Annotated in this window: 19 protein-coding genes; 11 read left to right on the plus strand and 8 right to left on the minus strand. The window is 42.2% G+C overall.

Translation table 11 applies throughout. The features are described 5' to 3' along the window. Positions 1-163: 163 nt before the first annotated feature. Complete coding sequence (locus QI031_RS06300) at positions 164-1,108, minus strand: heme o synthase (RefSeq protein ID WP_281484343.1); 945 nt, start codon at positions 1,106-1,108, stop codon at positions 164-166. 459 nt (positions 1,109-1,567) lie between these two features. After that, positions 1,568-2,551 carry a COX15/CtaA family protein gene (locus tag QI031_RS06305; RefSeq protein ID WP_281484344.1) on the minus strand — a complete coding sequence of 328 codons (984 nt, stop codon included), beginning with the start codon at positions 2,549-2,551 and terminating at the stop codon, positions 1,568-1,570. Between the two features lie 414 nt (positions 2,552-2,965). Between QI031_RS06305 and QI031_RS06310 the strand changes: the two genes are divergently transcribed. The 3 genes from QI031_RS06310 to QI031_RS06320 all read left to right on the plus strand — a co-directional run bounded on the left by QI031_RS06310 (position 2,966) and on the right by QI031_RS06320 (position 6,724). Further along, positions 2,966-4,048, plus strand: coding sequence for a cytochrome c oxidase subunit II (locus QI031_RS06310; RefSeq protein ID WP_281484345.1), 1,083 nt, complete (start codon positions 2,966-2,968; stop codon positions 4,046-4,048). Positions 4,049-4,203: 155 nt separating this feature from the next. Then, positions 4,204-5,940: a cytochrome c oxidase subunit I gene (ctaD, locus tag QI031_RS06315; RefSeq protein ID WP_281484346.1), complete on the plus strand. Its 1,737-nt coding sequence runs from the start codon at positions 4,204-4,206 to the stop codon at positions 5,938-5,940. Between the two features lie 160 nt (positions 5,941-6,100). After that, complete coding sequence (locus QI031_RS06320) at positions 6,101-6,724, plus strand: cytochrome c oxidase subunit 3 (protein WP_281484347.1); 624 nt, start codon at positions 6,101-6,103, stop codon at positions 6,722-6,724. 254 nt (positions 6,725-6,978) lie between these two features. Here the strand turns inward: QI031_RS06320 and QI031_RS06325 are convergent, their stop codons facing one another. Beyond that, positions 6,979-8,127, minus strand: coding sequence for an AI-2E family transporter (locus QI031_RS06325; RefSeq protein WP_281485943.1), 1,149 nt, complete (start codon positions 8,125-8,127; stop codon positions 6,979-6,981). Positions 8,128-8,248: 121 nt separating this feature from the next. Here QI031_RS06325 and QI031_RS06330 point away from each other — a divergent pair, with 121 nt between their 5' ends. Together QI031_RS06330 and QI031_RS06335 are read left to right on the plus strand one after the other, a co-directional pair. Then, positions 8,249-8,767, plus strand: a complete 519-nt coding sequence (locus QI031_RS06330; RefSeq protein WP_281484348.1) for a tetratricopeptide repeat protein — start codon at positions 8,249-8,251, stop codon at positions 8,765-8,767. A 54-nt stretch (positions 8,768-8,821) separates the two neighbouring features. Continuing rightward, complete coding sequence (locus QI031_RS06335) at positions 8,822-9,736, plus strand: DUF3153 domain-containing protein (protein WP_281484349.1); 915 nt, start codon at positions 8,822-8,824, stop codon at positions 9,734-9,736. A gap of 160 nt (positions 9,737-9,896) precedes the next feature. On the opposite strand, the gene pdxH is transcribed toward QI031_RS06335, so the two are convergent. Further along, positions 9,897-10,541 (minus strand): pyridoxamine 5'-phosphate oxidase, encoded by a 645-nt coding sequence (gene pdxH, locus QI031_RS06340; RefSeq protein WP_281484350.1) that lies wholly within the window; start codon positions 10,539-10,541, stop codon positions 9,897-9,899. 125 nt (positions 10,542-10,666) lie between these two features. Here pdxH and QI031_RS06345 point away from each other — a divergent pair, with 125 nt between their 5' ends. The 3 genes from QI031_RS06345 (at position 10,667) to QI031_RS06355 (ending at position 14,262) form a co-directional block, all read left to right on the plus strand. Continuing rightward, the gene (locus QI031_RS06345) at positions 10,667-11,764 is read left to right on the plus strand and encodes an AI-2E family transporter (RefSeq protein ID WP_281484351.1); all 1,098 of its coding nucleotides are present in this window, start codon (positions 10,667-10,669) and stop codon (positions 11,762-11,764) included. Between the two features lie 276 nt (positions 11,765-12,040). Continuing rightward, positions 12,041-12,838 carry a segregation/condensation protein A gene (locus tag QI031_RS06350; protein WP_281484352.1) on the plus strand — a complete coding sequence of 266 codons (798 nt, stop codon included), beginning with the start codon at positions 12,041-12,043 and terminating at the stop codon, positions 12,836-12,838. Positions 12,839-13,092: 254 nt separating this feature from the next. Further along, positions 13,093-14,262 (plus strand): nucleotidyltransferase family protein, encoded by a 1,170-nt coding sequence (locus QI031_RS06355; protein WP_281484353.1) that lies wholly within the window; start codon positions 13,093-13,095, stop codon positions 14,260-14,262. A gap of 102 nt (positions 14,263-14,364) precedes the next feature. Here the strand turns inward: QI031_RS06355 and speA are convergent, their stop codons facing one another. After that, the gene (gene speA / locus QI031_RS06360) at positions 14,365-16,383 is read right to left on the minus strand and encodes a biosynthetic arginine decarboxylase (RefSeq protein WP_281484354.1); all 2,019 of its coding nucleotides are present in this window, start codon (positions 16,381-16,383) and stop codon (positions 14,365-14,367) included. Positions 16,384-16,545: 162 nt separating this feature from the next. On the opposite strand from speA, the gene ndk reads away from it, so the two are divergent. Continuing rightward, positions 16,546-16,995: a nucleoside-diphosphate kinase gene (gene ndk, locus QI031_RS06365; RefSeq protein ID WP_281484355.1), complete on the plus strand. Its 450-nt coding sequence runs from the start codon at positions 16,546-16,548 to the stop codon at positions 16,993-16,995. Positions 16,996-17,311: 316 nt separating this feature from the next. On the opposite strand, the gene QI031_RS06370 is transcribed toward ndk, so the two are convergent. Next, positions 17,312-18,040 carry a TerC family protein gene (locus QI031_RS06370; RefSeq protein WP_281484356.1) on the minus strand — a complete coding sequence of 243 codons (729 nt, stop codon included), beginning with the start codon at positions 18,038-18,040 and terminating at the stop codon, positions 17,312-17,314. Positions 18,041-18,220: 180 nt separating this feature from the next. Continuing rightward, entirely contained in the window at positions 18,221-18,421 is a 201-nt protein-coding gene (locus QI031_RS06375) for a hypothetical protein (RefSeq protein ID WP_281484357.1), read from the minus strand. A gap of 315 nt (positions 18,422-18,736) precedes the next feature. Between QI031_RS06375 and QI031_RS06380 the strand changes: the two genes are divergently transcribed. Further along, positions 18,737-20,446 (plus strand): alpha/beta hydrolase, encoded by a 1,710-nt coding sequence (locus QI031_RS06380; protein ID WP_281484358.1) that lies wholly within the window; start codon positions 18,737-18,739, stop codon positions 20,444-20,446. A gap of 309 nt (positions 20,447-20,755) precedes the next feature. Further along, a complete protein-coding gene (locus QI031_RS06385) occupies positions 20,756-21,577 on the plus strand; it encodes a class I SAM-dependent methyltransferase (protein WP_281484359.1) in 822 nt (273 codons plus the stop codon). A gap of 53 nt (positions 21,578-21,630) precedes the next feature. Here QI031_RS06385 and QI031_RS06390 read toward each other — a convergent pair whose 3' ends face one another. After that, on the minus strand, positions 21,631-23,820 hold the full coding sequence (locus QI031_RS06390; RefSeq protein ID WP_281484360.1) for a transglycosylase SLT domain-containing protein: 2,190 nt from the start codon (positions 23,818-23,820) through the stop codon (positions 21,631-21,633). Between the last annotated feature and the right edge of the window lie 391 nt (positions 23,821-24,211).

Here is a 24,211-nt window from a genome sequence, read left to right on the forward strand (position 1 = left end):
CTTTCTTAGAAGTTCATTTAGCTTTTTGCTCGATTTGTCTATGAGTGAAATTTTATTTCTAACTGCGAATCTACAAAACTTGATTTTGTTTAATAAATAATTTTTAATTTATAAGAATACGATCGCGCTACTTTCTCAACGCGATCGCATTTATATCCATAGCCTAAGCAATGAGATTGATCGCTGCACTAATCAAATGATGAGTAATCGGCAGACTATCTACCACCATCCCCAAACACAACAGCATCATGTAAGAGATGGAATAGAGGAATAAATCTCTGGCTACAGTGCGATCTTCTGGATTTTGCAACAAGCGCCAAGATTTGTGGATAAATAATCCTCCTAAACCAACTGCGATCGCGGCATAAATGACTCCACTAGCATGTAAGGGATATACCAATAACAAAGTTGCTGTCACCGTAATCAGCGTGTAGTACCAAATCTGTCGTACTGTTGCTACATCACCAGCAATCACAGGTAACATTGGTATGCCAACTTTGGCGTAGTCATCCCGAATCATCAGCGCTAACGCCCAGAAATGGGGGGGTGTCCACAAAAATACAATGGCGAAAATTAACCATGCTGCCCAGCTTAAAGTGCCTGTGACAGCAGCCCAACCTACTAACGCTGGAATTGCCCCAGCAGCACCACCAATCACAATATTTTGGGTACTGTGGCGTTTTAACCAGTGGGTGTAAACCAAAATATAGAAAACAATGCCAGAAAATGCTAATGAAGCAGCGAGTAAATTAGCAAATACTGCTAGTAGAGTAAAGGAGATTGCGGCTAGGGCGATCGCAAAAATTAGAGCATCACGAGGCTGCACTTTCCCTGAAGGCATTGGACGATGGCGCGTCCTCTCCATGTCATAATCAATATCTCTATCGTAGATACAGTTAATTGTCTGGGCGCTAGCAGCAGCCAATGTGCCGCCAGTAAGAGTTACTAGCAACAGTAACGGGTCTACTTCTCCCTTAGCAGCAATCCACATACTGCCAGCAGTGGTAATTAAAAGCAACGGAATAATCCGAGGTTTGGTTAGCTGGTAGTAGCTTTGAATTACTTGTAGAAATGTTTCGTGGTGGCGGGAGACATTAGTCTCAATCATGTTGGCTGTAGTTCCTTATTTTTTTTTCAACAACTTAATATGCAGCCCCTGCTGAGTCTGGTTCTTAAGTTTGAGTAAAAACACAGACTTTTTTACACCTACTTGGGTCGCAATCTTCGCCGTTGGGGCTTCCATGAAAGAGTGCTACTCACAGCTGGATTTGTAGAGTCAATGACTTGTAGTCTCTTGGAGTGCAGGTGAAGATGAGGTTGGGATAATTCCACCACTTCTAGTTGCTAGAGGTTCGTGCTAGATGTGATGTCAAGTTCTTTTCACTGCTAAATAACCAATGGCTAATATAGCAATCCTATTTGATTTGTGAAAATTGAGAGGCTCAGATCCCCGACTTCTCAAACAAATCGGGGATCTTGTTGTTCACTAATGATTTAGGACTGCTATAGCTATTAGTCATCAGTAACAGTAAGGGAAAAAGCAAGATGCAAATGAACTTGAACTACGCTATGGATTCGATCCATGTGCTTGTGTACTTATAGCAGATGTTGTTAGATCAACAGAGTAAGGACTGATATCACGGCTAGCAATCCAGTCACGCAATGCTAAAACTGTGAAAGCCACTAAAGTACCCAGTAAAGTCGCTCCCACAGCTTGGTGAGAGACGGTAAGAGGCTCGACTTGCAGGTGTAATCGGAAAGTAGCAACTCCCAAAAGGATTTGTAAAACCAACAATCCACCAGCCATATTTGCCAATCGCCGTAAAGCTGGATGCAGCGCAGGTGTTCGCCAGGAAATCAATACTACTGCTAAGGTGGCAACAGTTGGCGGTACTAAGCCCAAAATATGGCTATACATCACACCGCAAAGCTGAGAACCGCCAAAGCATTGGTGTAATGCCCAGCGAGATCCGACTAAAGCACCTAATAGACTTTGTAAGTAAACTAAGATAGCGGCAGTTAAGCCTACCCAAGGCAACTTACCAACATTTCCAGTTCCCTGATAGGGAGTAAGTGCCGTGCCGATAATTAACAGGGTAATGAAAAACAACAGTGCCGTTCCCAAGTGGGCGGTGACAATATCAAACCGCAACAGTTGAGTGACAGTCAGCCCCCCCAAAACCCCTTGAAAGACGATTAAAAACAAGGAGAATGTGGATGCCCAAGGTAGCCAGGTGGGTAAGAAACGACGATGCCACCAAGATAAACCAAATAGGGCGATCGCGCTGACACCAATCAAACTCGCATCTAACCTGTGGAACCACTCCAAAAATACTTGGAAATTCATTTGCTTGGCTGGCACTAGTTCGCCATAACATAATGGCCAGTCTGGGCAAGCGAGTCCAGCATTCATAACGCGGGTGACACTGCCTATTGCCATCAAAATTAATGTAGCTATGCACATCCGCCAAACCAAGCGACGAATCACTTCTTTGGGTTTTTGCTGCTCTGCTGCCGCTTCATTTTGTTGTTCTAGGACAAACTCGTTCATGAACAATACCTTCTGCCCGCTTTTGGTAGTAGTTCTCTAAAAATGAATAATGATCAATTTTTAGTACCGACCCATCTTTACCCTAGCGTATAGCCTCAGGTTTTATAGATTGGCTTTCACTTATACATTGAATCACTCCAGCGAGTTTTAGCCCGAAGCTTTAGGTATTTTTCAAGTTGTTAGCATTTGATAAATGCCAACCAATTTAATTGTTGTGAATTTTTCCTGAAATTTTTTCACTGATTTTCATCTATATTTTGGCAATATTTGATAGATATCTTCTACTTAAGATTAGTAATGTAGTCAAAAAAATTAATAAAAACTTCAGACCTTTAGCCCCGTCAGCTGGCAGCCTAGACTACCTTAGTAAGTGAGCCACTTTCAGATAACGTAGTAATTTCAATTAAGTAAACCGTGAAGATTCCAAGTACAATCTGGACATTACTCATTGGCATTGGGCTAACGCTAGTCAGCCTTTGGTACGGTCAAAATCACGGTCTGTTGCCGACAGCAGCATCGGATGAAGCCGTTTTAGTAGATAATCTGTTTAATACGATGATGATCGTTTCTACAGGTATATTCCTGTTGGTCGAAGGTGTTTTAATTTACTCTGCATTTAAATACCGTCGGCGCGCAGGTGATAATGAAGACGGCCCGCCAGTTGAGGGTAATGTGCCTTTAGAAATCCTCTGGACGGCGATCCCAACAATTATCGTGATCGGTATTTCTGTTTACAGCTTTGATGTATACAACGAAATGGGTGGCTTTAATCCTCATGCCGTCCATGAAGCTCCGATTACTCAGCAATCGATGACAATGCCAGGAGCAGCGATTGCCGCAACTTTAAACGATACCCCTCCTAGCACAGAACCCAACCTCAATCAAGAAAAATCTGATGAGGCCATGCAAGATCCAGCTACCGCAGCAGTCCGCAATGCCGATCAAATTCCTCAAAAACGGAATGCTCCTGGTGTAGGTATTGTGGCTCCGACTATTGGCGGCAGTCTTGACAAAGCAGGCCAACCACCAGAATTGCTAGTTAATATTACAGGTCTCCAATACGCCTGGATTTTCACTTATCCCGAAACTGGTATAACTACAGGTGAGTTACACGTTCCCGTTGGACGTGAGGTGAAAGTTAACATGACAGCTAACGATGTTATCCACGCCTTTTGGGTTCCAGAATTTCGCCTGAAACAGGATGTTATTCCTGGTAGACAGAGCGAAATTCGCTTCACGCCCAAAATAGCAGGTACTTATGACCTCGTTTGCGCTGAACTTTGTGGCCCCTACCACGGTGCAATGAGATCGCAAGTAGTAGTTGAAACCCAAGAGGCTTTTGATCAATGGATGCAAGAGCAGCTAGTAGCCAGCAAAGAAACACTAAATCAAGCTGTTGCGATGAATCCTGCTAATCAATCCCCAAATGAATTTCTTGCTCCCTACATTAAAGACATGGGAATTAAGCCAGAAATGCTTAATCATATTCACCATTAGTCAGTGGTCAGTGGTTAGTAGTCAGTGGTAAAGAAACAACTGACCCTGCGGGTGAATCCTGTGGATACGCTACGCGATCGCCAGTTACTCATGAGGGAAACTCCCAAGACCGTACTGTCTCACAACTGACAACTGACAACTAACAACCAACTCTTATGACACAAACTCAGTTACAAGAAACCGCCAATATTCCTGCCCATATTGAAGAGCCAGGAATCAGAAAATGGCAAGATTACTTTGGCTTTAACACCGATCACAAGGTGATTGGGATTCAATACCTAGTCACTACGTTCATTTTTTACTGTATTGGTGGTGTATTAGCTGACTTAGTTCGCACAGAACTACGAACACCAGAAGTAGATTTTGTTACGCCTGAAGTTTATAACAGCTTATTTACGCTGCACGCCACAATCATGATTTTTTTGTGGATTGTGCCGGCTGGTGCGGGTTTTGCTAACTATTTGATCCCTTTAATGATTGGGGCAAAAGATATGGCGTTCCCGCGCTTGAATGCAGTTGCCTTTTGGATGATTCCACCTGCTGGATTGTTGTTGATTGCTAGTTTATTAGTAGGCGATGCACCGGATGCAGGTTGGACTTCCTACCCTCCCTTAAGCTTGGTAACAGGTCAAGTGGGTGAGGGAATTTGGATTATCAGCGTTTTGTTGCTAGGGACATCATCAATTTTGGGAGCAATCAATTTCCTGGTGACAATGCTGAAAATGCGTACCCCAGGATTAGGTTTCTTTCAACTGCCATTATTTTGTTGGGCAATGTTTGCCACCTCAGCTTTAACTCTGGTATCAACGCCAGTGTTAGCAGCAGGTCTAATTTTGCTAGCTTTTGACTTGATTGCTGGCACAACATTTTTTAATCCAACAGGCGGTGGTGATCCGGTAGTTTACCAGCACATGTTCTGGTTTTACTCTCACCCAGCGGTTTATATTATGATTTTGCCTTTCTTTGGGGCAATTTCAGAAGTGATCCCCGTGCATTCTCGCAAGCCAATTTTTGGCTATAAAGCGATCGCCTATTCATCTTTGGCAATTAGCTTTTTGGGGCTAATTGTTTGGGCGCACCACATGTTTACCAGCGGTATTCCTGGTTGGTTGCGGATGTTTTTTATGATCACCACCATGATCATTGCCGTACCTACAGGAATTAAAATTTTCAGTTGGTTGGCAACTATGTGGGGTGGAAAAATCCAACTCAACAGTGCCATGCTTTTCGCTATGGGCTTTGTGGGTACATTCGTGATTGGCGGCATTAGTGGCGTGATGTTGGCGGCTGTACCGTTTGATATCCACGTTCATGATACTTATTTTGTCGTGGCACACTTGCACTATGTCCTATTTGGTGGTAGTGTTCTTGGCATTTATGCAGCGATTTACCACTGGTTCCCGAAAATGACGGGACGAATGCTCAACGAATTTTGGGGTAAGGTTCACTTTGCTTTGACAATTGTTGGTCTTAATATGACCTTCTTACCCATGCACAAGTTGGGAATGATGGGTATGAATCGCCGTATTGCCCAGTATGACCCTAAATTTACATTTCTCAACGAAATTTGCACTATAGGCGCTTATATCCTGGCAGTTTCGACATTTCCCTTTATTATCAATGCCATTTGGAGCTGGTTATACGGTGAAAAAGCTGGTAATAATCCCTGGAGAGCGCTTACCTTAGAGTGGATGACTACCTCACCTCCAGCGATCGAGAATTTTGACAAACTCCCAGTCTTAGTTACAGGCCCTTACGACTATGGCTTGGAAAAGGCTAATGAAGGTGTACCTTTATCTGATCCTAATCCAGTCTTATCTGGTGGTCCAAACTCAGTACTAAGAGCAGAACCCAATCCAGCGGTTGCTGCTAATCCTGAAGACCGTAAATAAATAGGATATGGGGCATGGGGAACAACAGGAATTGGAGGTGCGGGGTGCAAGGGGGATAAAGATAAAATTAGCTCTTTCTCCTTTTCCCCCTGCTCCCTGCTCCCTGCCCCCTTTCCTCTTCCCCCGCCTCCCCTGCCTGCCCTTTAAATATTAAAGATTCATGCAAAGTCAAACAATTGATCCAGCTCAAACTGAACTGAATCATCACCATGCAGCAGAAACTGCTGGTCATCACGAAGAACATCCAGACCATCGTTTGTTTGGGTTAGTTGTCTTCTTGATTGCTGAAGGGATGATTTTTATCGGGTTGTTCGGAGCTTATTTAGCTTTCCGTGCTACCTTGCCTGCATGGCCTCCAGCAGGTACACCAGAGTTAGAATTATTGCTACCCGGAGTCAATACTATCAATCTAATTGCTAGTAGTTTTGTCATGCACAATGCCGACACTGCTATTAAAAAGAATGATGCGCGGGGTATGCGTACTTGGTTAGCAATTACGGCGGCGATGGGTGCTATTTTCTTGGTAGGTCAGGTGTATGAATATACCCATTTAGAATTTGGTCTGACTACCAATTTATTTGCTAGTGCATTTTACGTTTTGACTGGCTTCCACGGACTGCACGTTACTATCGGCGTTGTCGCAATTGTTGCTGTGCTGTGGCGATCGCGCGTTCCCGGTCATTACAGTAATGAAAAGCACTTCGGTATCGAAGCTGCTGAGATTTACTGGCACTTTGTTGATGTGATTTGGATTATTCTGTTCGGATTACTATATCTACTTTGAGTATTAATTACTTAGTTATTCATTCCACGCGAATAACTAAATTAGCCCCCTTTTGGGGGTTTTTTTAATCGCTAATTTATCGGAAGAGGCAGGGGGCAGGTGGTAAAAATTTGAACTTATACCAATTCTTCATGAAGATGCACTAAATTTTTAATTACGAACCGCCAAGAACGCCAAGAGCGCCAAGAAAGAAAAGTATATGATTAAGTGCAAATTTATAGAGAATTGGTATTAGTGATCAATGTTCTGTATTACTAATTTTCTTGATCCGAAGTATCCTTAGTTAATCGTTCTTGATTATTTATTGGAGTTTCTGCTGTCCAATTCTCATCTAATGGTGGAGATTCAGGTACAACTACTAACTCAGTTTCGTTTGGATGATGACTTCCCCACTGATCTAAAACGTCGTGAATCAGCACTTCTTGCAGCCAAATTTTAGCGACAACGGTTAGAGGTAGGGCGAGAAATAATCCCAGAAAACCAAAGAAGGTAACGAAAAATAGTTGAGAAATTAATGTCACGGCTGGCAATAATGAGACTTGATGCGCCATGACAATGGGCGTAATGAAATTGCTTTCAGCTTGCTGAATAATAAAATATAAAATCAAAACAGCCAGACATTTCCAGGGAGCATCTAATAAAGCGATCGCCATTGCTGGAACTACACTTAATGTTGGCCCCAAATTGGGAATTAAGTTTAAAAATCCTGCCAAAACTCCTAAAGCTAGTGCCGCCTTGACACTCAAAATAGATAAGCCAGTCACACTCATCAGCCCAACGACACACATGGCAATGAAAGCACCTGTAATCCATCCCCCCAAAGAAACTTCACATTGATCCAAAATCCCATCTACCCGCCGCCGATAAAACGAGGGAAACATCCGTACAAATACTTTGCGGTAAGCTAAGGGATTAGCTAATAACATACCTGTCAAAACCAGCACCAGCAAAGTTTTAAGTACAACTTCTAAAGAGGTAGATACAAAAGCGAAAGAACTTCCTAATACCCGATTTATTAAAGGCTGTGCTTGTTGAATCAGGCTGTTGATATCAGGTATATAAGGAATCATCTGGGGAGGAACTAAAGTTTTGAGGTGAAGTAGCCAACTATTGAAGCGTTGTATACCTTGGGGAACTCGATAAGTTAATTCCTGAAACTGCTGCACAAAAGACGGCACAATCAGCCAGAAAAAACCCACAACACCTGCAAAAAAGATCGCTACTGCTAGTAAAACGCCAAATCCCCGCTTCATTCCTGAACGTTGAAAGCGTTGTGCTAAACGATTTAAGGTAGTAGCCAATACAATTGCGGCAAACATCAATAAAAGTACTCCTTTGATTTGCCACAAAATATATAAAGACAAAAGTAAAGCGATTAAGCCGATCCATTGACCGAGTTTCACAGGCTGGCTCCGAGTAGTTGGCAAGATGCAATTTCTGTTTAATGTAGCTAGGTTAGCTGATTTTACTCAAAAGATTGCTGGTATTGGCAAAATTAAAATAGTGCTGATTTATATATAAAACGTGAGTGCAGAAAGTTTAGAAAAAGCTACAGCTAGATACCAAACTGGAAGACTTGCCTTTGAAAGTGGGCAATACAGAGAAGCTGTGGAAAATTTAGAAAAAGCAAGCGCCCTGTTGGCTCGTAATTCTCGCCTTGGGGGTGAAGTAGAACTTTGGCTGGTGACAGCTTATGAAGCAGCTGGGCGCACAGAAGAGGCGATCGCTCTTTGCCAACAACTTAAACGCCATCCCTTCGCAGAAACTAATAAACAGGCAAAGCGGTTGCTCTATATTTTACAAGCGCCAAAGCTGCAAAGACCAAGCGAATGGATGACCGAAATTCCAGATTTAGGTACACTGCCTGACAATGAATCTAAAGTTCGCGTCACTGTTAACCCTCGGAAATCTTCTGGTCAAAAAACGGCTGAACCAGAATTTGTTGACTTAAGTCAGGTCAATACCAGAGATAATCGCTTTATCTGGGTAGCGCTAATTGCCATTGGTTTTACAATTTCGTACTTGATTTGGTCAAGTTTTTGAAGTAAATCCTTACATACTTCATAAGTTAGTTGACTTTTTGGGAGATATACAGTAATGAATGCTTTTTATTTCGACAAGATTTTAACGTGGTTAATCAGACCATTGAGTTTTGTAATGGAAAAAATGGTATTGATCACATCACCGACTAATCGAAATTCGCTCTCCCAAATGCCGCTAAAAAAGAGAAAAGCCAAAATCCCCAAATCTATTTTGTGGCTGGTACTATTAACATCGCTGTTTCTGTCTGGTTGTGTTCAATATGATGTAGGCGTGAACTTTGACAACTCAAATAGCGGTGAAATGGTGCAGCATATTAAGTTGGGAGAACGGCTCACCAGTTTTAGCGGCGATTATGTATATGCTTGGTTAAACAGTATAGAAAGCCGCGCCCGCGACTTAGAAGGTAAAGTGCGGCGAGTTTCTAAAGAAGATTTGATTGTGACAATTCCCTTTACTAATGGTCAAGAGTTACAAACAAAGTTCAACAAATTTTTTAACTCTCGTGTCAATCAAGAAACTGAACCTGTACCAAGTGAAACTGATTCAGAATTACCAAGAATAGAATCTAACTTACTTTTAGAGCAGCAAAACTTTTTACTTTTAGTGAAGAACCGATTGATTTATGATTTAGACTTGCGATCGCTTTCAATAATTGCCAGCAAAGGTAACGTTTTATCTGATACTGGTTCTATTCTCGATTTGGATTTTAGCTTGAAGACTCCTTGGGGAGCTAAGAACATACCCATAGCTGAAAATGCGATTGAGCCAGAAAAAAGAGGCAAGCGGCTAGTCTGGCAGTTAAGAACTGGTGAACTCAACCACATAGAAGTAGTTTTCTGGCTTCCTAGCCCTCTTGGTATTGGTAGTTTATTGATTCTGCTGTTTGTTTGGGGAGGCTTTTATCTCAGATATACTTTCATGCCAGACCCCAGGATTCAGTTTGCTCCCAAAGTAGCAGTTACAGAGTAGAAGAAGCAGGGGAGGCAGGGGAGGCAGGGGAGCAGGGAGCAGGGAGACAAGGAGAAAGAAAGATTATGAATAAATTCAAGAGATTCTTCATTCCCCTCTGCACCCTGCACCCTGCCCCAATTCCTCCTTCCCATGCCCAATGCCCCATGCCCCATGCCCTTCAAGGTGACAACCGTTCGATTTTCCAACTACCATCTTTTAAGTGAGTATAAAGCAAGCGATCGTGTAACCGACTAGAACGTCCTTGCCAAAACTCGATTTCTGATGGAATTACTCGCAAGCCTCCCCAGTGAGGTGGGCGGGGAATCTCCTGATTTTCATATTTGCTCTGAAATTCTTGCATCCGTTGCTCTAGAAATTCTCGGCTAGCAATTACTTCACTTTGATTAGATACCCACGCACCCAAGCGACTTTTGACAGGACGGATTTCAAAATACTTATCTGATTCTGTTTCCGAAACTTTTTCTACATGTCCAGAAATCCTGACTTGACGTTCTAGTTCTGCCCACCAAAATACTAAAGATGCTTGGGGATTTTCTGCTAGTTCTTGTCCTTTGCGACTATTGTAGTTAGAGAAAAACACAAAACCCCGTTGATCAAAATCTTTGAGTAACACCATTCTTGCCGAAGGCTTACCATCTGGTGTAGCAGTGGCAAGAGTCATCGCGTTGGGTTCAATAAGTTGGGCAGATAATGTCTGCTCAAACCATTTTTGAAATTGGATAAATGGATTGGGATCAATTTCAGTTTCACTCAAACCTTCTAAGGTGTAATCTTTTCGGAGATCGGCTATAGTTTTTTCCATCGTCATTTGTTTTTTTAATCAGATACGCTTATATACGTTTTTAATAAAAATATCTATGATGATGATTAACACGAGTAACACTTGTAGAAATTTTATCTAGGAGGCTTGAAAATCGATTGCCTCAGATGCGCCGTTTGGCCTCCCTTCAACGTTTATTGATTTATGGTCTGAGCGGCCCGATTATTGCTCTTAACGTCTGGCTGCTGTCGGTGCTTTTTCGATATTTCCAGCATCCTATTACTATTTTGAGTGTTGCAGCGATTCTGGCTTTTTTACTAAATTATCCAGTTAAGTTCTTTGAACGCGCTCGAATCACTCGCACCCAAGCAGTTATTATCGTTTTGCTGATCACTTTGACTTTGTTGTTGATTCTGGGCATTACCTTAGTACCAATGGTAATTGACCAAACAATTCAACTTCTCAATAAAATTCCTGATTGGTTGAGTATCAGTCAAGCAAACCTAGAAAGATTTGAGGTATTTGCCAAGCAGCGACGCTTACCTGTTGATTTGAAAGTTGTGAGCAATCAAATCAATGCCAATATTCAAAATCTGGTGCAACAAATAGCTTCTGGGGCTGTGGGATTTGCCGGAACGTTGCTTTCAGGATTACTTAATGTGGTGCTAGTGGTTGTACTGGCATTTTACATGCTTTTATATGGCGATCGCGTCTGGTCTGGTCTGGTCAATCTCTTACCATCCCATATTGGAGTTCCTTTGACTGTATCCTTGCAGCTCAACTTCCAGAACTTTTTTCTGAGTCAGTTACTGCTAGGATTATTCATGATTGTAACGCTCACCCCAATTTTCTTATCTTTAAAAGTGCCCTTTGCCTTATTGTTTGCTATACTCATTGGACTCTCAGAACTAATTCCCTTTATTGGGGCAACTTTGGGCATTGGTTTAGTAACAATTTTAGTATTGCTGCAAAATTGGTGGTTGGCAGTTCCAGTGGCGATAGCGGCTATTCTCATGCAACAAATTAAAGATAATTTGTTAGCTCCCAAATTATTCGGCGATTTTATTGGACTTAACCCCATTTGGATTTTTGTAGCGATTTTGATGGGATTTGAGATTGCTGGATTTCTGGGTACACTTGTTGCTGTGCCGATTGCTGGTACTATCAAAGGCACTTTCGATGCTATTAAAAATGGTCAGACAGGTGACTTTGTATCAGTAGTCACGGTGGCTCAAGATCCACCCTCAGATTATGACAGCAATTAAAGAAACAAAGAGTAGTCAGTTGTCAGTGGTCAGTGGTCAGCGATGTACTGAGTTTCGACTACTTCGACTTCGCTCAGTACAAGTGCGCTCAACTACCGTGCAGTCGAAGTGTTGTTTTTAATTAAGGATTTATACTTAAAATTTTGTATAAAAATATGATGTTATACTAACATTTTGGATTCACGACTAGGGCATTGATGGTTTTGCAGATTTTACATCTGTAATTTTAATTTACCCGGTATCTCCAATTCAAATCTGGCAAAATCGCAAATCAGGATGGATGCTTCCGAGCTATTAGAAACAATAACACTCCTCATTGACCAAGCAGAGCGAGGGGAAATAGATCCTTGGGATGTCCAAGTAATTGAAGTAATTGACCGTTATTTAGAACTAATGGCCCCAGAGGCCACGACTAGAGGCTATGAAGCTGATTTATCTCAATCTGGACAGGCTTTTTTATCAGCATCCATGCTAGTGCTATTCAAGGCTAACACCTTGATGCAATTATCAACAGTAGAAAGTTTAGAAGATGTAGCAGATGATGCACTGCTAGAAAGTGAAGACGGAGCATTATATCAAGCCCAGCGTTTACAGTTAGAACGGCACTTGCGTCGCCGCCCATCTGCAATGCCACCACCCAAACGCCGCGTCACCCTGCAAGAGTTAGTCAAACAGTTGCAGATTATGGCGAATCAGCTGAAACTTGCACAAAAAGCCAGCAAGCCTGTTCGCTCCAAACGTCAGCCTAGTGTCCAAAGTATGCGGCAGGCGCTAGAATTAGCTCATCAGGAAAATCTGACGGAAGTAGCTAAAGAGTTAGAGCAAGTGCTGCATATCTCGGCAAGAGAACTACTTCTAGAACAGAATTGTTTAAATTTAGAACAACTTGTACATTTGTGGACTCAGACAAAGGAACCACAGCACAATGAATCCGCCCATGCCTCAGAACACAGCCACTTAGTTAGTGTATTTTGGGCGCTACTACTGCTTTCGGCTCAATCTAAGGTAGAGCTATTTCAAGAAGAATTTTACCAAGAAATAAAAATTCGTTTACTCACAGATTCAACTCTTTAGAGTAACCCCAGAACTGAGCCAGTCTAAACTATGACTATGGACAGCTTACAGGCGATCGCTTTAGCAAAATCTCAAATCAGAGTAAATTGAAAATATGACTAATTGTTAATGATTTGGCCATGCTATTAGTTGCAACAACTAGCAAATTCCTGTTATCCCTGTTGTTAAGGGTTACTTAGAGCATAAATAAAAACTGATGATTAAGTATCCACTCATTAAAAGTAAACTGGCTTGTGGTTGAGGAATAAAATTTTATGAAAGCGATGATTCTCGCAGCGGGTAAGGGTACACGCGTTCGTCCAATTACCTATACAATTCCCAAACCAATGATTCCCATCCTGCAAAAACCAGTGATGGAATTTCTCCTAGAACTTTTACGCCAACATGGATTTGACCAAATTATGGTCAACGTTAGTCATTTGGCTGAGGAAATAGAAAACTATTTCCGTGATGGTCAGCGGTTTGGTGTGCAGATTGCCTATTCTTTTGAAGGAAAAATTGATGACGACGGTAAACTAGTCGGGGAAGCAATCGGCTCTGCTGGAGGTATGCGCCGTATTCAAGACTTCTCACCATTTTTTGACGATACCTTTGTGGTATTGTGCGGTGATGCTTTGATTGACCTGGATTTATCCGCCGCAGTTAAATGGCACAAATCCAAAGGCTCAATTGCCACTATCATTACAAAATCTGTTCCCAAAGAAGAAGTTTCTAGCTATGGTGTAGTTGTTACTGATGAAGATAGTCGCATCAAAGCTTTCCAAGAAAAACCCTCAACAGAAGAAGCACTAAGTACCAACATCAACACAGGTATTTACATTTTTGAGCCAGAGGTATTTAAATATATACCTTCTGGAGTGGAATATGACATTGGTGGCCAGCTATTTCCCAAACTTGTAGAAATTGGTGCTCCCTTCCACGCTATTGCAATGGATTTTGAGTGGGTGGATATTGGTAAAGTACCAGACTATTGGCGAGCGATTCGTGGCGTGCTACTGGGTGAAATCAAAAACGTACAAATTCCAGGTCATGAAGTCGCCCCTGGGATTTACACTGGCTTAAATGTAGCCGTGAATTGGGACAAAGTAGATATCACAGGCCCAGTTTATATCGGTGGCATGACCAGGATTGAGGACGGAGCAAAAATCGTCGGCCCGGCGATGATTGGCCCTAATTGCTGGATATGCAGTGGCGCAACGGTAGATAATAGTGTGATTTTTGAATGGTCACGTTTAGGACCAGGAATACGGTTAGTTGACAAACTAGTATTTGGACGTTACTGCGTAGATAAAACTGGTTCAGCAATAGATGTCCAAGCTGCTGCTTTAGACTGGCTAATTACCGATGCTCGTCAGACACCACCAGACGATACGCCTCTTGAGCGACAAGCGATTGAGGAATTATTGGGAACAAACGCCATTTAGGGAATAGGGCATGGGGCATAGGGGATGGAAATAAATAGGACAGGTCTAATGGAGAATGTGAATAACACTCAATGCCCAATGCCCAATGCCCAATGCCCAATCTTAACTATTTAAGTACGTGTATCTTCTGAGACTCTGTTCATAAGTTTGCAGTAGTCGCTGAGATTCTGCCAAGGTGATGTGCTTTTCTTCTAAAGCTTTCTCACAACGTTGGCGGATGTTTTCCACCATATCTTCAGAGTCATACTGCACGTAGCTCACTACTTCGCTCATGGTGTCGCCTTTGACGACATGTTGAATTTGGTAGCCTTTAGGGGTCAACTGGATGTGAACTGCATTGGTATCACCGAATAAGTTATGCAAGTTGCCCATAATTTCTTGGTAAGCTCCATTGAGGAACATACCCAAGTAATAAGGTTCCCCAGAGTTGAAGGGATGCATTTCTAAAACTGACTTGACATCTCGTAAGTCAATAAAGCGATCAATTTTACCATCACTATCGCAGGTGAGATCCGCTAAGATACCACGCCGTGTCGGTTCTTCATCTAAACGGTGTATGGGCATAATCGGAAATAGTTGATCGATCGCCCAACAATCTGGTGCTGATTGAAACACAGAAAGATTAATGTAGTAAATGGAAGCCATGATTTTTTCTAGGTCTTCCAATTCATCGGGTACGTATTCTTGCTGCCTAGTAATGTTAAGAATTTTTTGACAACAAGCCCAGTAGAGTCGTTCTGCTTTAGCTCGTTCTCTCAGGCGTAAAATACCTAAGTTGAAGCGGCTAATAGCTTCTTCTTTGAATTGGGCAGCATCATGATAAAACTCTTGGTAATTTTCTTGGTTGATGGATTGATATGTTTCCCAAAGGTAATTAATAACCGGGGATTCTCCTTCTTGAGGAGGTTCTGGTGGATCAAGGGGGACATCACTGGTGCTGAGAACGTCAAAAATCAGCACCGATTGATGGGAAGCGATCGCTCGTCCACTTTCACTAATGAGCGTCGGTACAGGAATTTGTCGCTCTGCACAAGTATCTTTTAACTCTGCCACAATATCGTTGGCATAGTTTTGCATGTTGTAGTTTTTCGAGGCGTAGAAGTTCGTTTGAGAGCCATCGTAATCTACACCCAAGCCGCCGCCAACATCGAGATATTTCATATCTCCCCCCAACATGGCTAATTCCACATAGATGCGGCTAGCTTCTTGAATGGCATCTTTAATGATGTTAATGGCGGAGATTTGCGAACCAATATGAAAGTGCAACAACTGTAACGAATCCAGCAAGTCAGCTTTTTGCAACTTGTCAACAGCCTGGATAATTTCCGGCATTGTCAAACCAAATTTAGCGCGATCGCCGCTGGAAGTTCCCCAGCGTCCCATGCCTTGAGTACTTAATTTAGCCCGAACTCCCAAAATCGGCTTAATCCCCAATTGGCGATTCGCATCAATTACCAAATCTACTTCTTCAATCTGTTCTAGGACGATAATTGGTGTTTGCCCTAGTCGTTGGGCTAGCATCGCCGTTTCAATGTATTCTCGGTCTTTGTAGCCATTACAAGTGAGTAATGCTCCTGGCGTATCTAGGATAGCTAGAGCAATCATTAATTCCGGCTTAGAACCAGCTTCTAAGCCAAATTGATGCGGTTTACCAAAACGTACCAAATCTTCAATTAAATGCCGCTGCTGGTTGCACTTGACAGGGAATACCCCTCGATAAACACCAGGGTAGTTGTAGCGGGCGATCGCTTTGGCAAAACAAGAGTTCAATCGCTCAATTCGGTCTTCCAAAATATCGGAAAAACGAATCAAGATCGGAAGCCCCAAATTACGCTGCTTTAAAGCGTTGACCAGTTCAAATAAATCTAGAGAACCCCCGCGATCGCCTTTAGGAGAAACAGTCACATGACCAGCAGCATTAATCGAAAAATACGGTTGTCCCCAACCTTCAATGCGGTATAAAGCTTCGCTATCCTCAATTTTCCAGGAGCGAGGTAAATCTCCTTTAGTAGTATTCGGTGGTAAGAGCTTTTTTTGCTTATGATTTTTCACTTCAGAATTATGTCCATTGGACGGTACTTTTACCACCTCTTCAGATGTAGCAGTTAACTCAACATCCATTGATTCCTGACCTCTGTGTTTCACCCACGAAAAACAATTTAACTCATTAATCTGGTAATCGATATGTACCTAGAGATAATTTCTGAGATAAACTCTGATTGGTCAGTAGTGAGCCAGCGTTACTGACGAAGTGAAAAATTAATTAAGCTTTGGGAGATAATTTTGGAACGCACATTCTTAGCAATTAAGCCCGATGGCGTACAGCGTGGACTAGCAGGTGAAATTATCCGTCGCTTTGAAACTAAAGGTTTTACCTTAGTTGGTTTAAAGTTTCTCAAACCTAGTCGGGAATTAGCTGAACAACACTATGCTGTTCATCGACAAAGACCATTTTTCGCTGGTTTAGTCGAATTTATCACTTCTGGGCCAGTCGTGGCGATGGTATGGGAAGGTGACGGTGTGATTGCCGCTGCCAGAAAAATGATTGGTGCGACAAACCCCTTAACAGCAGAACCAGGGACAATTCGTGGCGATTTAGGCATTAACATTGGTCGCAATATTATCCACGGTTCTGATGCTCCAGAAACTGCTAAAAACGAAATAAGTTTGTGGTTTAAAGAAGAAGAGTTAGTTAGCTGGCAACCACATCTAACACCTTGGTTACACGAATAAATTAGGGCATGGGGAATGAAGAAGAGGAATTGGGGCAGGGGGCAGGGTGCAGAGGGGAATGAAGAAGAGGAATTGGGGCAGGGGGCAGGGTGCAGAGGGGAATGAAGAAGAGGAATTGGGGCAGGGTGCAGAGGGGAATGAAGAAGAGGAATTGGGGCAGGGTGCAGAGGGGAATGAAGAAAAATTAGCTCTTTCTCCTTTTCTCCCTTCTCGCTGCCCCCTGCCTTTTCTTCTCCCTGCTCCCTGCCCCCTGCCTTTTCTTCTCCCTGCTCCCTGCTCCCTTCCTTGCCTCCGGTCACTGAGCGTAGCCGAAGTGCTACTCCCTAGTCCCAACTTCACTCTTTTCTGGTTCTACTTGGGGTGACTCGATTAAAGTACGTTTGGAAAATCCCCAAGCCAAGATTAGACCGATCGCAGAAATCATGATCCATTCTGGCGGTACTAAATCATCGTTCACCACTTTTAGTAATAAGCGCAAGCCCACCAATGCCACAGTTATGTAACCTGCATCTTCTAAGTTTTCAAATTCATCTAACCAACGGATAAATAATCCTGCCATAAATCGTAGAGTAATAATTCCGACTGTTGCCCCAGTTAAGACTAACCACCTTTCTTGAGAAACAGCGATCGCAGTTGTCACACTATCTAAAGAAAACGCCAAATCTGTAAAGGCAATCACCGGGATTGCTTGCAATAAGGAGTTAAAACGCGGCCCGTGATGATGTTCGTCATTGGTTTCTTCAGAAGTAAAGTGTTGAAACACCAACCACAATAGGTAAGCCGCGCCCAATAACTCAAACTGCCAGAACTTTTGCACCCAAGTAGCGGTCAAAATGAGACTGATTCGTAGCACATAAGCAACGACTAAACCAAAATTTAAAGCCCGACGTTCAAGTTCTTTGTCTTCTAGTCCTTGGGCGATCGCAGCCAGGGCGATCGCATTATCTGCTGATAACACCGCCTCTAAAAAAATCAGGATCAGCAGGACTATAGGGGCTTCAATGTGGAAATTAAAGTGAAGATAATCAAAAATACGGTCTAGCATTCCAGGTTTCTCAAGCAGGAAAAATTAAAAATTAACAAAATCGGTTAATTTTGATATAACTAAAGTGCAATGAATTACTACTTTTATCCAGCTTAACGCGTGGCTCGTTTATTCCCAAAAGATTGGCATCCATGCGATCGCTACACAATTAGTTGGATAAAGACATTGACAGTCAAAAAACTAAGCTTCGTCAGAAGATTCATTCACTGATGATTGTAATGGCTTAATGACTACCCGACCATTTTCAACTACAGTACAACTTTTAACCAAATTTTTGCTATTAGCGACTGAAACAGCTTGACACTGGTTTTGATAAGAAATATTTTGCTTTTGTTGTTGGTTAAGAACAGCAACACAACAGCCACAAGCATTAAAGGACATATTAGGTAATTTGATCTCTATATCTATTATCGCACTGTTGATTTTCTTTGAAATAAAAATTTATCGAAAGCGGCGGGAAACTCCATCCCTTCATGGGTGGTTAAAAAAGTGATAACTGATAACTGTCTATGCCCCATGCCCCATTCCCTATGCCCGAAAACTTTATCCCGCAAGTGGCGTGAAGTTTTTTATGTCTTTGCGCCTTAGTGGTCAAAACCTCTACTTATATACTTTAAAAAGGAAAACGGTAAAGATCCCGCCCTATTTCCTTAATGCTCAAACAAGTTTGAAAAGCGTAGACAGTGGGTTTTGTCAATGAAAAAATTGTTAAGATACCTGAGTTTAGGTCTGCTATCTACGTTAATGACGGCTACTCCAGGAATGGCAGCCGACCGTATTAGTTTTTTTTATCCTCCTTTTGGGGAATTTTCTTTATCTACTGATTCTTTAGAAACCTTTGCTAAAGAAGGTAAAATCACTGATGAGTTGGCAATTTACGCCAATCGCGCCACTCCCGAACAATTAGCTCAACTACGGGAAGTACTTCAGCAACGTTTTAATCTTACTCCTACCTTGATATCTCAGTTTACCTACTCCCCTATCGGTGAACAGTTAATGCAACGTTTGGGCGAATTGCTTTTAAACGACTCTCGTCAAAACGGCTTTTACGCTTTGCGGAGTGCTTTGATTATAGCTGCTGCCGATCCTCAAGGCTTGACTGTTATTAATGTACTGCGTAAGTTTCCCTCATCTAGTGTGCGACTTAATTTTTCTGAGGGAATACAAATAGTTAATGATTTATCACAATTGCTAAAAACTAGGGATGCGGTTGTAAGTTTTATTCAACAAGAGGCGATTAAAGAGACAATCATACAAGCAGATGCCAATTCCAACGTTAATTTTGCTTTCAAACCGGATTTGCGTCAGCCAGGGCCATTTAGTTTCCAGGAAATCAGCTTTCCTGTCAATGATACTAAACGCGATCGCCAATTACCAGTAGATCTTTATTTGCCTGAGGTAAAATCACAAACTACACCAGATTTACCCTCACCACCTTTTCCATTAATTGTAATTTCTCATGGTCTGGCCTCAGACCGCACTGCTTTTATCTACCTAGCTAAACATTTAGCGTCTTACGGTTTTGCCGTCACTGTACTAGAACACCCTGGTAGCAATGCCAAACGTTTTGAATTATACTTTGCAGGCTTGGCAGGGCCACCAGAACCCTCAGAATTTATTAACCGACCATTAGATGTCAAGTATGTACTAGATTCTCTCCAGCGTTTAGAACAGATTGATCCTGCTGTTCGGGGGAAATTAGATTTCCAAAAAGTCGCAGCAATTGGTCAGTCTTTTGGTGGTTATACTGTTTTGACTTTAGCAGGAGGGAAGCTTAACTTTCCTCAACTAAACGAAGACTGTAATCCTAACAGATCATTAAATTTATCTTTATTTTTACAGTGTCGTGCCGATGAGTTACCGCCAATAGATTATCCGCTACAAGACGATCGCATTAAAGCAGTGATTGCGATTAATCCTATCGATAGTTCTGTGTTGGGAGAAACAGGAATCAGTCAAATTAAAGTTCCGGCAATGTTGGTGACAGGTAGTCAAGATATTTTCGCCCCATCAGTACCAGAACAGGTTCGTCCTTTTACTTGGCTTCCTAACCCGAATAAATACTTAGTTTTAATTGAAAATGCTACCCATTTCACCACTATCGACGAGCTAGATGCTGAAAGTGATGTCTTACCAGTACCACCGACTCTACTTGGCCCGAATCGCGCTCCAGCTTATGACTATATGAAGGCGCTGAGTGTGGCTTTCTTAGAAAGCAATCTTCTCAACAAGCCGGAATATCGTATTTATTTACAGCCATCTTATGCCCAATATCTGAGCCAAGCTCCTCTCAAGCTGAGTTTAGTACAATCGCTAACGGCAAATCAGCTCACACAACTAGTAAATGGCTCTACTTTCCGAACTCAAAAACCAGCAAAACCTCAACTAACTCCGATATCGCCTTAGTAGGGTATGGGGTATGGGGCATTGGGCATTGGGCATTGGGCATTGGGCATTGGGCATTGGGCATAGAAACCCAACATATACAAGACTTTGGAGTGTTGGGTTACTTTTCTCCTTACGGAGACGCTACGCGAACGAGAAGCCCCTTCGGGTCTACGTTCCTCAACCCAACCTTGTATATTGAGGGGGTGACAAATTTTGCTTGCGTAAGTCCTGATGAAGTTAAGTCAACAAATACAAATAAGAAATTATAATTTCTACCTATCGCCAGGTATTAGTAATTTGAACCATTGAAGTGAGCAAGACTAGCTTATGCAAGACTCTAGACAAGAAATAAATGCCAGAGCTTCTATGAATTTGGAACAGCGAAGGAATTGGTATTCTCCTGTTGCTGATGTTTATTACAACGCCAGACCGCGCTATCCCAAGGAACTGATTGAGCGGTCTGTCGCTTTAGCCCAACTTGACTCAGATGCATTGATTCTTGAGGTCGGTTGTGGCCCAGGAAATGCGACGGTAGCTTTTGCTCAATTTGGTTTTTCAATGAAGTGTATTGAGCCAAACCAGGATTTTTGTCATTTGGCACAACGTCACTGTGCAACCTATGCAAACGTTGCCATCCACAACACTTCATTTGAGGAGTGGGAACTGGAAGCAAAACAGTTCAATGCCGTTCTATCTGCTAATGCCTTTCACTGGATACCGTCAGAGATTCGGTATGCCAAGGCAGCGAGGGCATTACGCGACAACGGGTTTCTCATGCTGCTATGGAATCTGAGACCTGAACCGAAATACGAAGTTTATCAAGCAATCGAGGAAGTGTATCAAGCCTATGCTCCCTCACTTGTCCGGTATGAAGGTGCAGAAACTCAAGCGGAAATTTTGAGAGGGTTTGAACAAGACATTCTAGATTCTGGTTGTTTTAAGGAATTGGTAACTGAGCAAATCGCGTGTGAGGTGACGTACAGCATCGATGACTTCTTTAAGCTATTAAATACCTTTGGGAGACTAGAGCCAAAGGCGAAGGAGTTGCTATTTGCAGGATTGCGGGAAAAGCTGAGGAACTTTGGAGACAGTATACAGCTCTCGTTTCTTTCTGCTGTTCACGTTGCCCGAAAACGAAAAGATGGATAAGGGGAAAAGCTCTTCTTCTCTTCCCCTGCTCCTCTGCTTTCATATATCACAGCTTACTGTTGTGGCAATTTTGGGTGTGTGGTTGAGTACTTTGCTACTATTCCCGAAATCTCTGGGTTGTAAAGTCTTAGATAATTCCAATAGTTACCGAATACTTGTCGCACGTAATTTTGGGTTTCTTCAAAGGGGATTACTTCTACAAACTCATCTGGATCTTTTGTAGGTATAGTTTGCAGCCATTTGGCGACATTGCCTGGCCCAGCGTTGTAACTAGCGATCGCTAACAAGGAATTATTATTATATTGCTGGTGAGTATGATCCAAATACCAAGTACCCAACATAATGTTATCGCTGGGATTTTCTAGGTTCAGGGTTTTGCTATCTGCTTTAATTTGCGGGGCTATCCATTGAGCTGTACTTGGTAGAACCTGCATTAAGCCAGTAGCATTAGCCACAGATTTGATTTTAGGCTCAAATCGTGACTCTTGACGAATCAAGGCTGTCACTAATAAAGGATTCAGTTGACGTTCTGTAGACCACTTTTCAATCTGCTGGAGATAAGGAAAAGGATAACGAGCTTGCCAGTAGGTGATTTGTTTGCTCAAAGCTGCATATTCAGCTTTTCCTTCTGGTGTTTTTTGGTCTTCGACTTTAGAAATAATGTCAATTCCTGAGATGTTTTCTCCTTTAGCTAACCGCATCAAACCTTCAGTAAATTGCTCTGCTACTGTGGGCTGTTCCTGATTTTGAAATTCTGTTTCCCATTGCAACCAAGCATCACGATCTTGTCCTAACAGATACAATTCTTTAAAGGTTTCTGAACCTGCGGTAGGCACTGGACGCTGACGCGGGATTATTTCTGGTGTCATTTGACGCACAGTATTAAAGTTGCCGACATTTAACCCTAGAGTTGTTGCCGCTCGCCATGCGTAGTAAGAATAAGGAAATTGGCTGATGACATACTCATAAGCAGCTTTAGCATCTTCTTGTTTTCCGAGGGCAGTTGCCCACTTGCCTACCCAAAAACCTGCTCTGGGAGCCAAAATGCTAGTTGGATTATTAATAGTAATTGGCCCTGCCCATTCCCAAGCTGCTTGATAATCTTTAGCTTTGGCTTTTTCTTGGGCAATTTTCCAGCGATACTCTGCTGCTTCATCAGAGTTTTTGTATTTAGTGATTAGTAATTCCCAAGCTTTTTTAGCCGAATTTTGATCGTTAAGACCTTGCAAAATCTGGGCTTGTGCTACCAATGCTTCACTCGCTTGTTCGGGAAATTTGGTAACTACCTGATTCAAATAAGGTATGGCATCTTTACGGTTTTTGGCCATTTCTGCTAAACGTAACAAAGCATTTCCAGTTTCGCTAGCATTGGGAAATTTCTGCACTAAGAAATTATAAGTGGCGATCGCCTGTTCTCGTTCTTTGCCTCCTACTTGCAAACCCCGTGCAAGACGATAGAGGTTGCGGGGTGTTTGGGGTGCTTTAACGTAAGCAGCAGCAGCTTTGGTAAATTGATTATTTGCCCAATATGCTGTACCAATAATTTCCCAGTCTTGCGGTTTCAAATTTGACTGCTTAACTAACTTGTCTAATACACCAACTATTCCTGGTTGGCTATAGGCATATTTTGCCAAAATTAACTGTAATCGCGGCTGATTGGGATTTTTTTCTAATTGCTTGCGAATAATTTCCCAAGTGAGGGGATGGGAAGGAAATTGAGCGATCGCCATTTCCTGTTGTTGTGGTTGGGCGATCAGATACATTGCTTTGACAGCAGCAGGTTCTTGAGGATATTGTTTCAGCACCTTTTGTCGCAGATCCGAAGCTTTACCTTCTTCACCCAGCAAATCTTCTGCTTGAGCCTGTTTCAGCAAAATATAAGGCGCTAAGACAGGATAGTCTTTTTCAAGTCCTTGCAGTAAAACTAACGCTTTTTTACCTTGGGTTCTTTCTATATAATCACTTGCCAGCAAATAACGCGCCCTGGCTCGATCTATAGAGCGAGAATTTTGGACTACCTGTGCTAGCTTTTCTGCTCGTTCCGCTGGTGACTGCGATATCAACGGAAAAACCGCCGATTTAGCTTTAGCAGCCTCTGATAGTTGCTCAGGTTGATTTTTACCAAGCCATTGTTGTAAAGATTTTCCGATCTCAGGTGCAGACACCATTGCTCCTGCTGAAAAGGCAAATAGCGCCGCACCAGCAATCAGGGGAATTTGTTTGTTTTGTAATTTCTTCAGCATGAATACCCGCTGAAAAGTTGCAATGAATTTCTTGAAACTTTAGCATTCCTGGACATAAGTGTAATCAGTTTTTGAGTGGAAATTTTTATTCTCTGAGGAATAATGCCAGTACTTAATTTTTAGTTCTTTGGATTAATGTATTTCTGAGGCTTTGTAGCTTCTCAATCAAGGAAAAAGTGCTTACTGTGAACATAACATACAGAAAATTCCAGATGCCAATTTTACCGCATTCCCAGAATTCAAGAAGGTTATCGTCATTGATTTGAATTTAATTCCTGAGTGTGATTGGTCTTTCTAAATGAAGAAGTACCCATTTTTGCATAACTGTCTATAGAAACTGGTAGCGGTTCAATCAATTTCAAGATTTACGCCAGCAAAATTTGTCATTAAT

Origin of the sequence: Halotia branconii CENA392, assembly GCF_029953635.1 — a bacterium.
Classification (GTDB): domain Bacteria; phylum Cyanobacteriota; class Cyanobacteriia; order Cyanobacteriales; family Nostocaceae; genus Halotia; species Halotia branconii.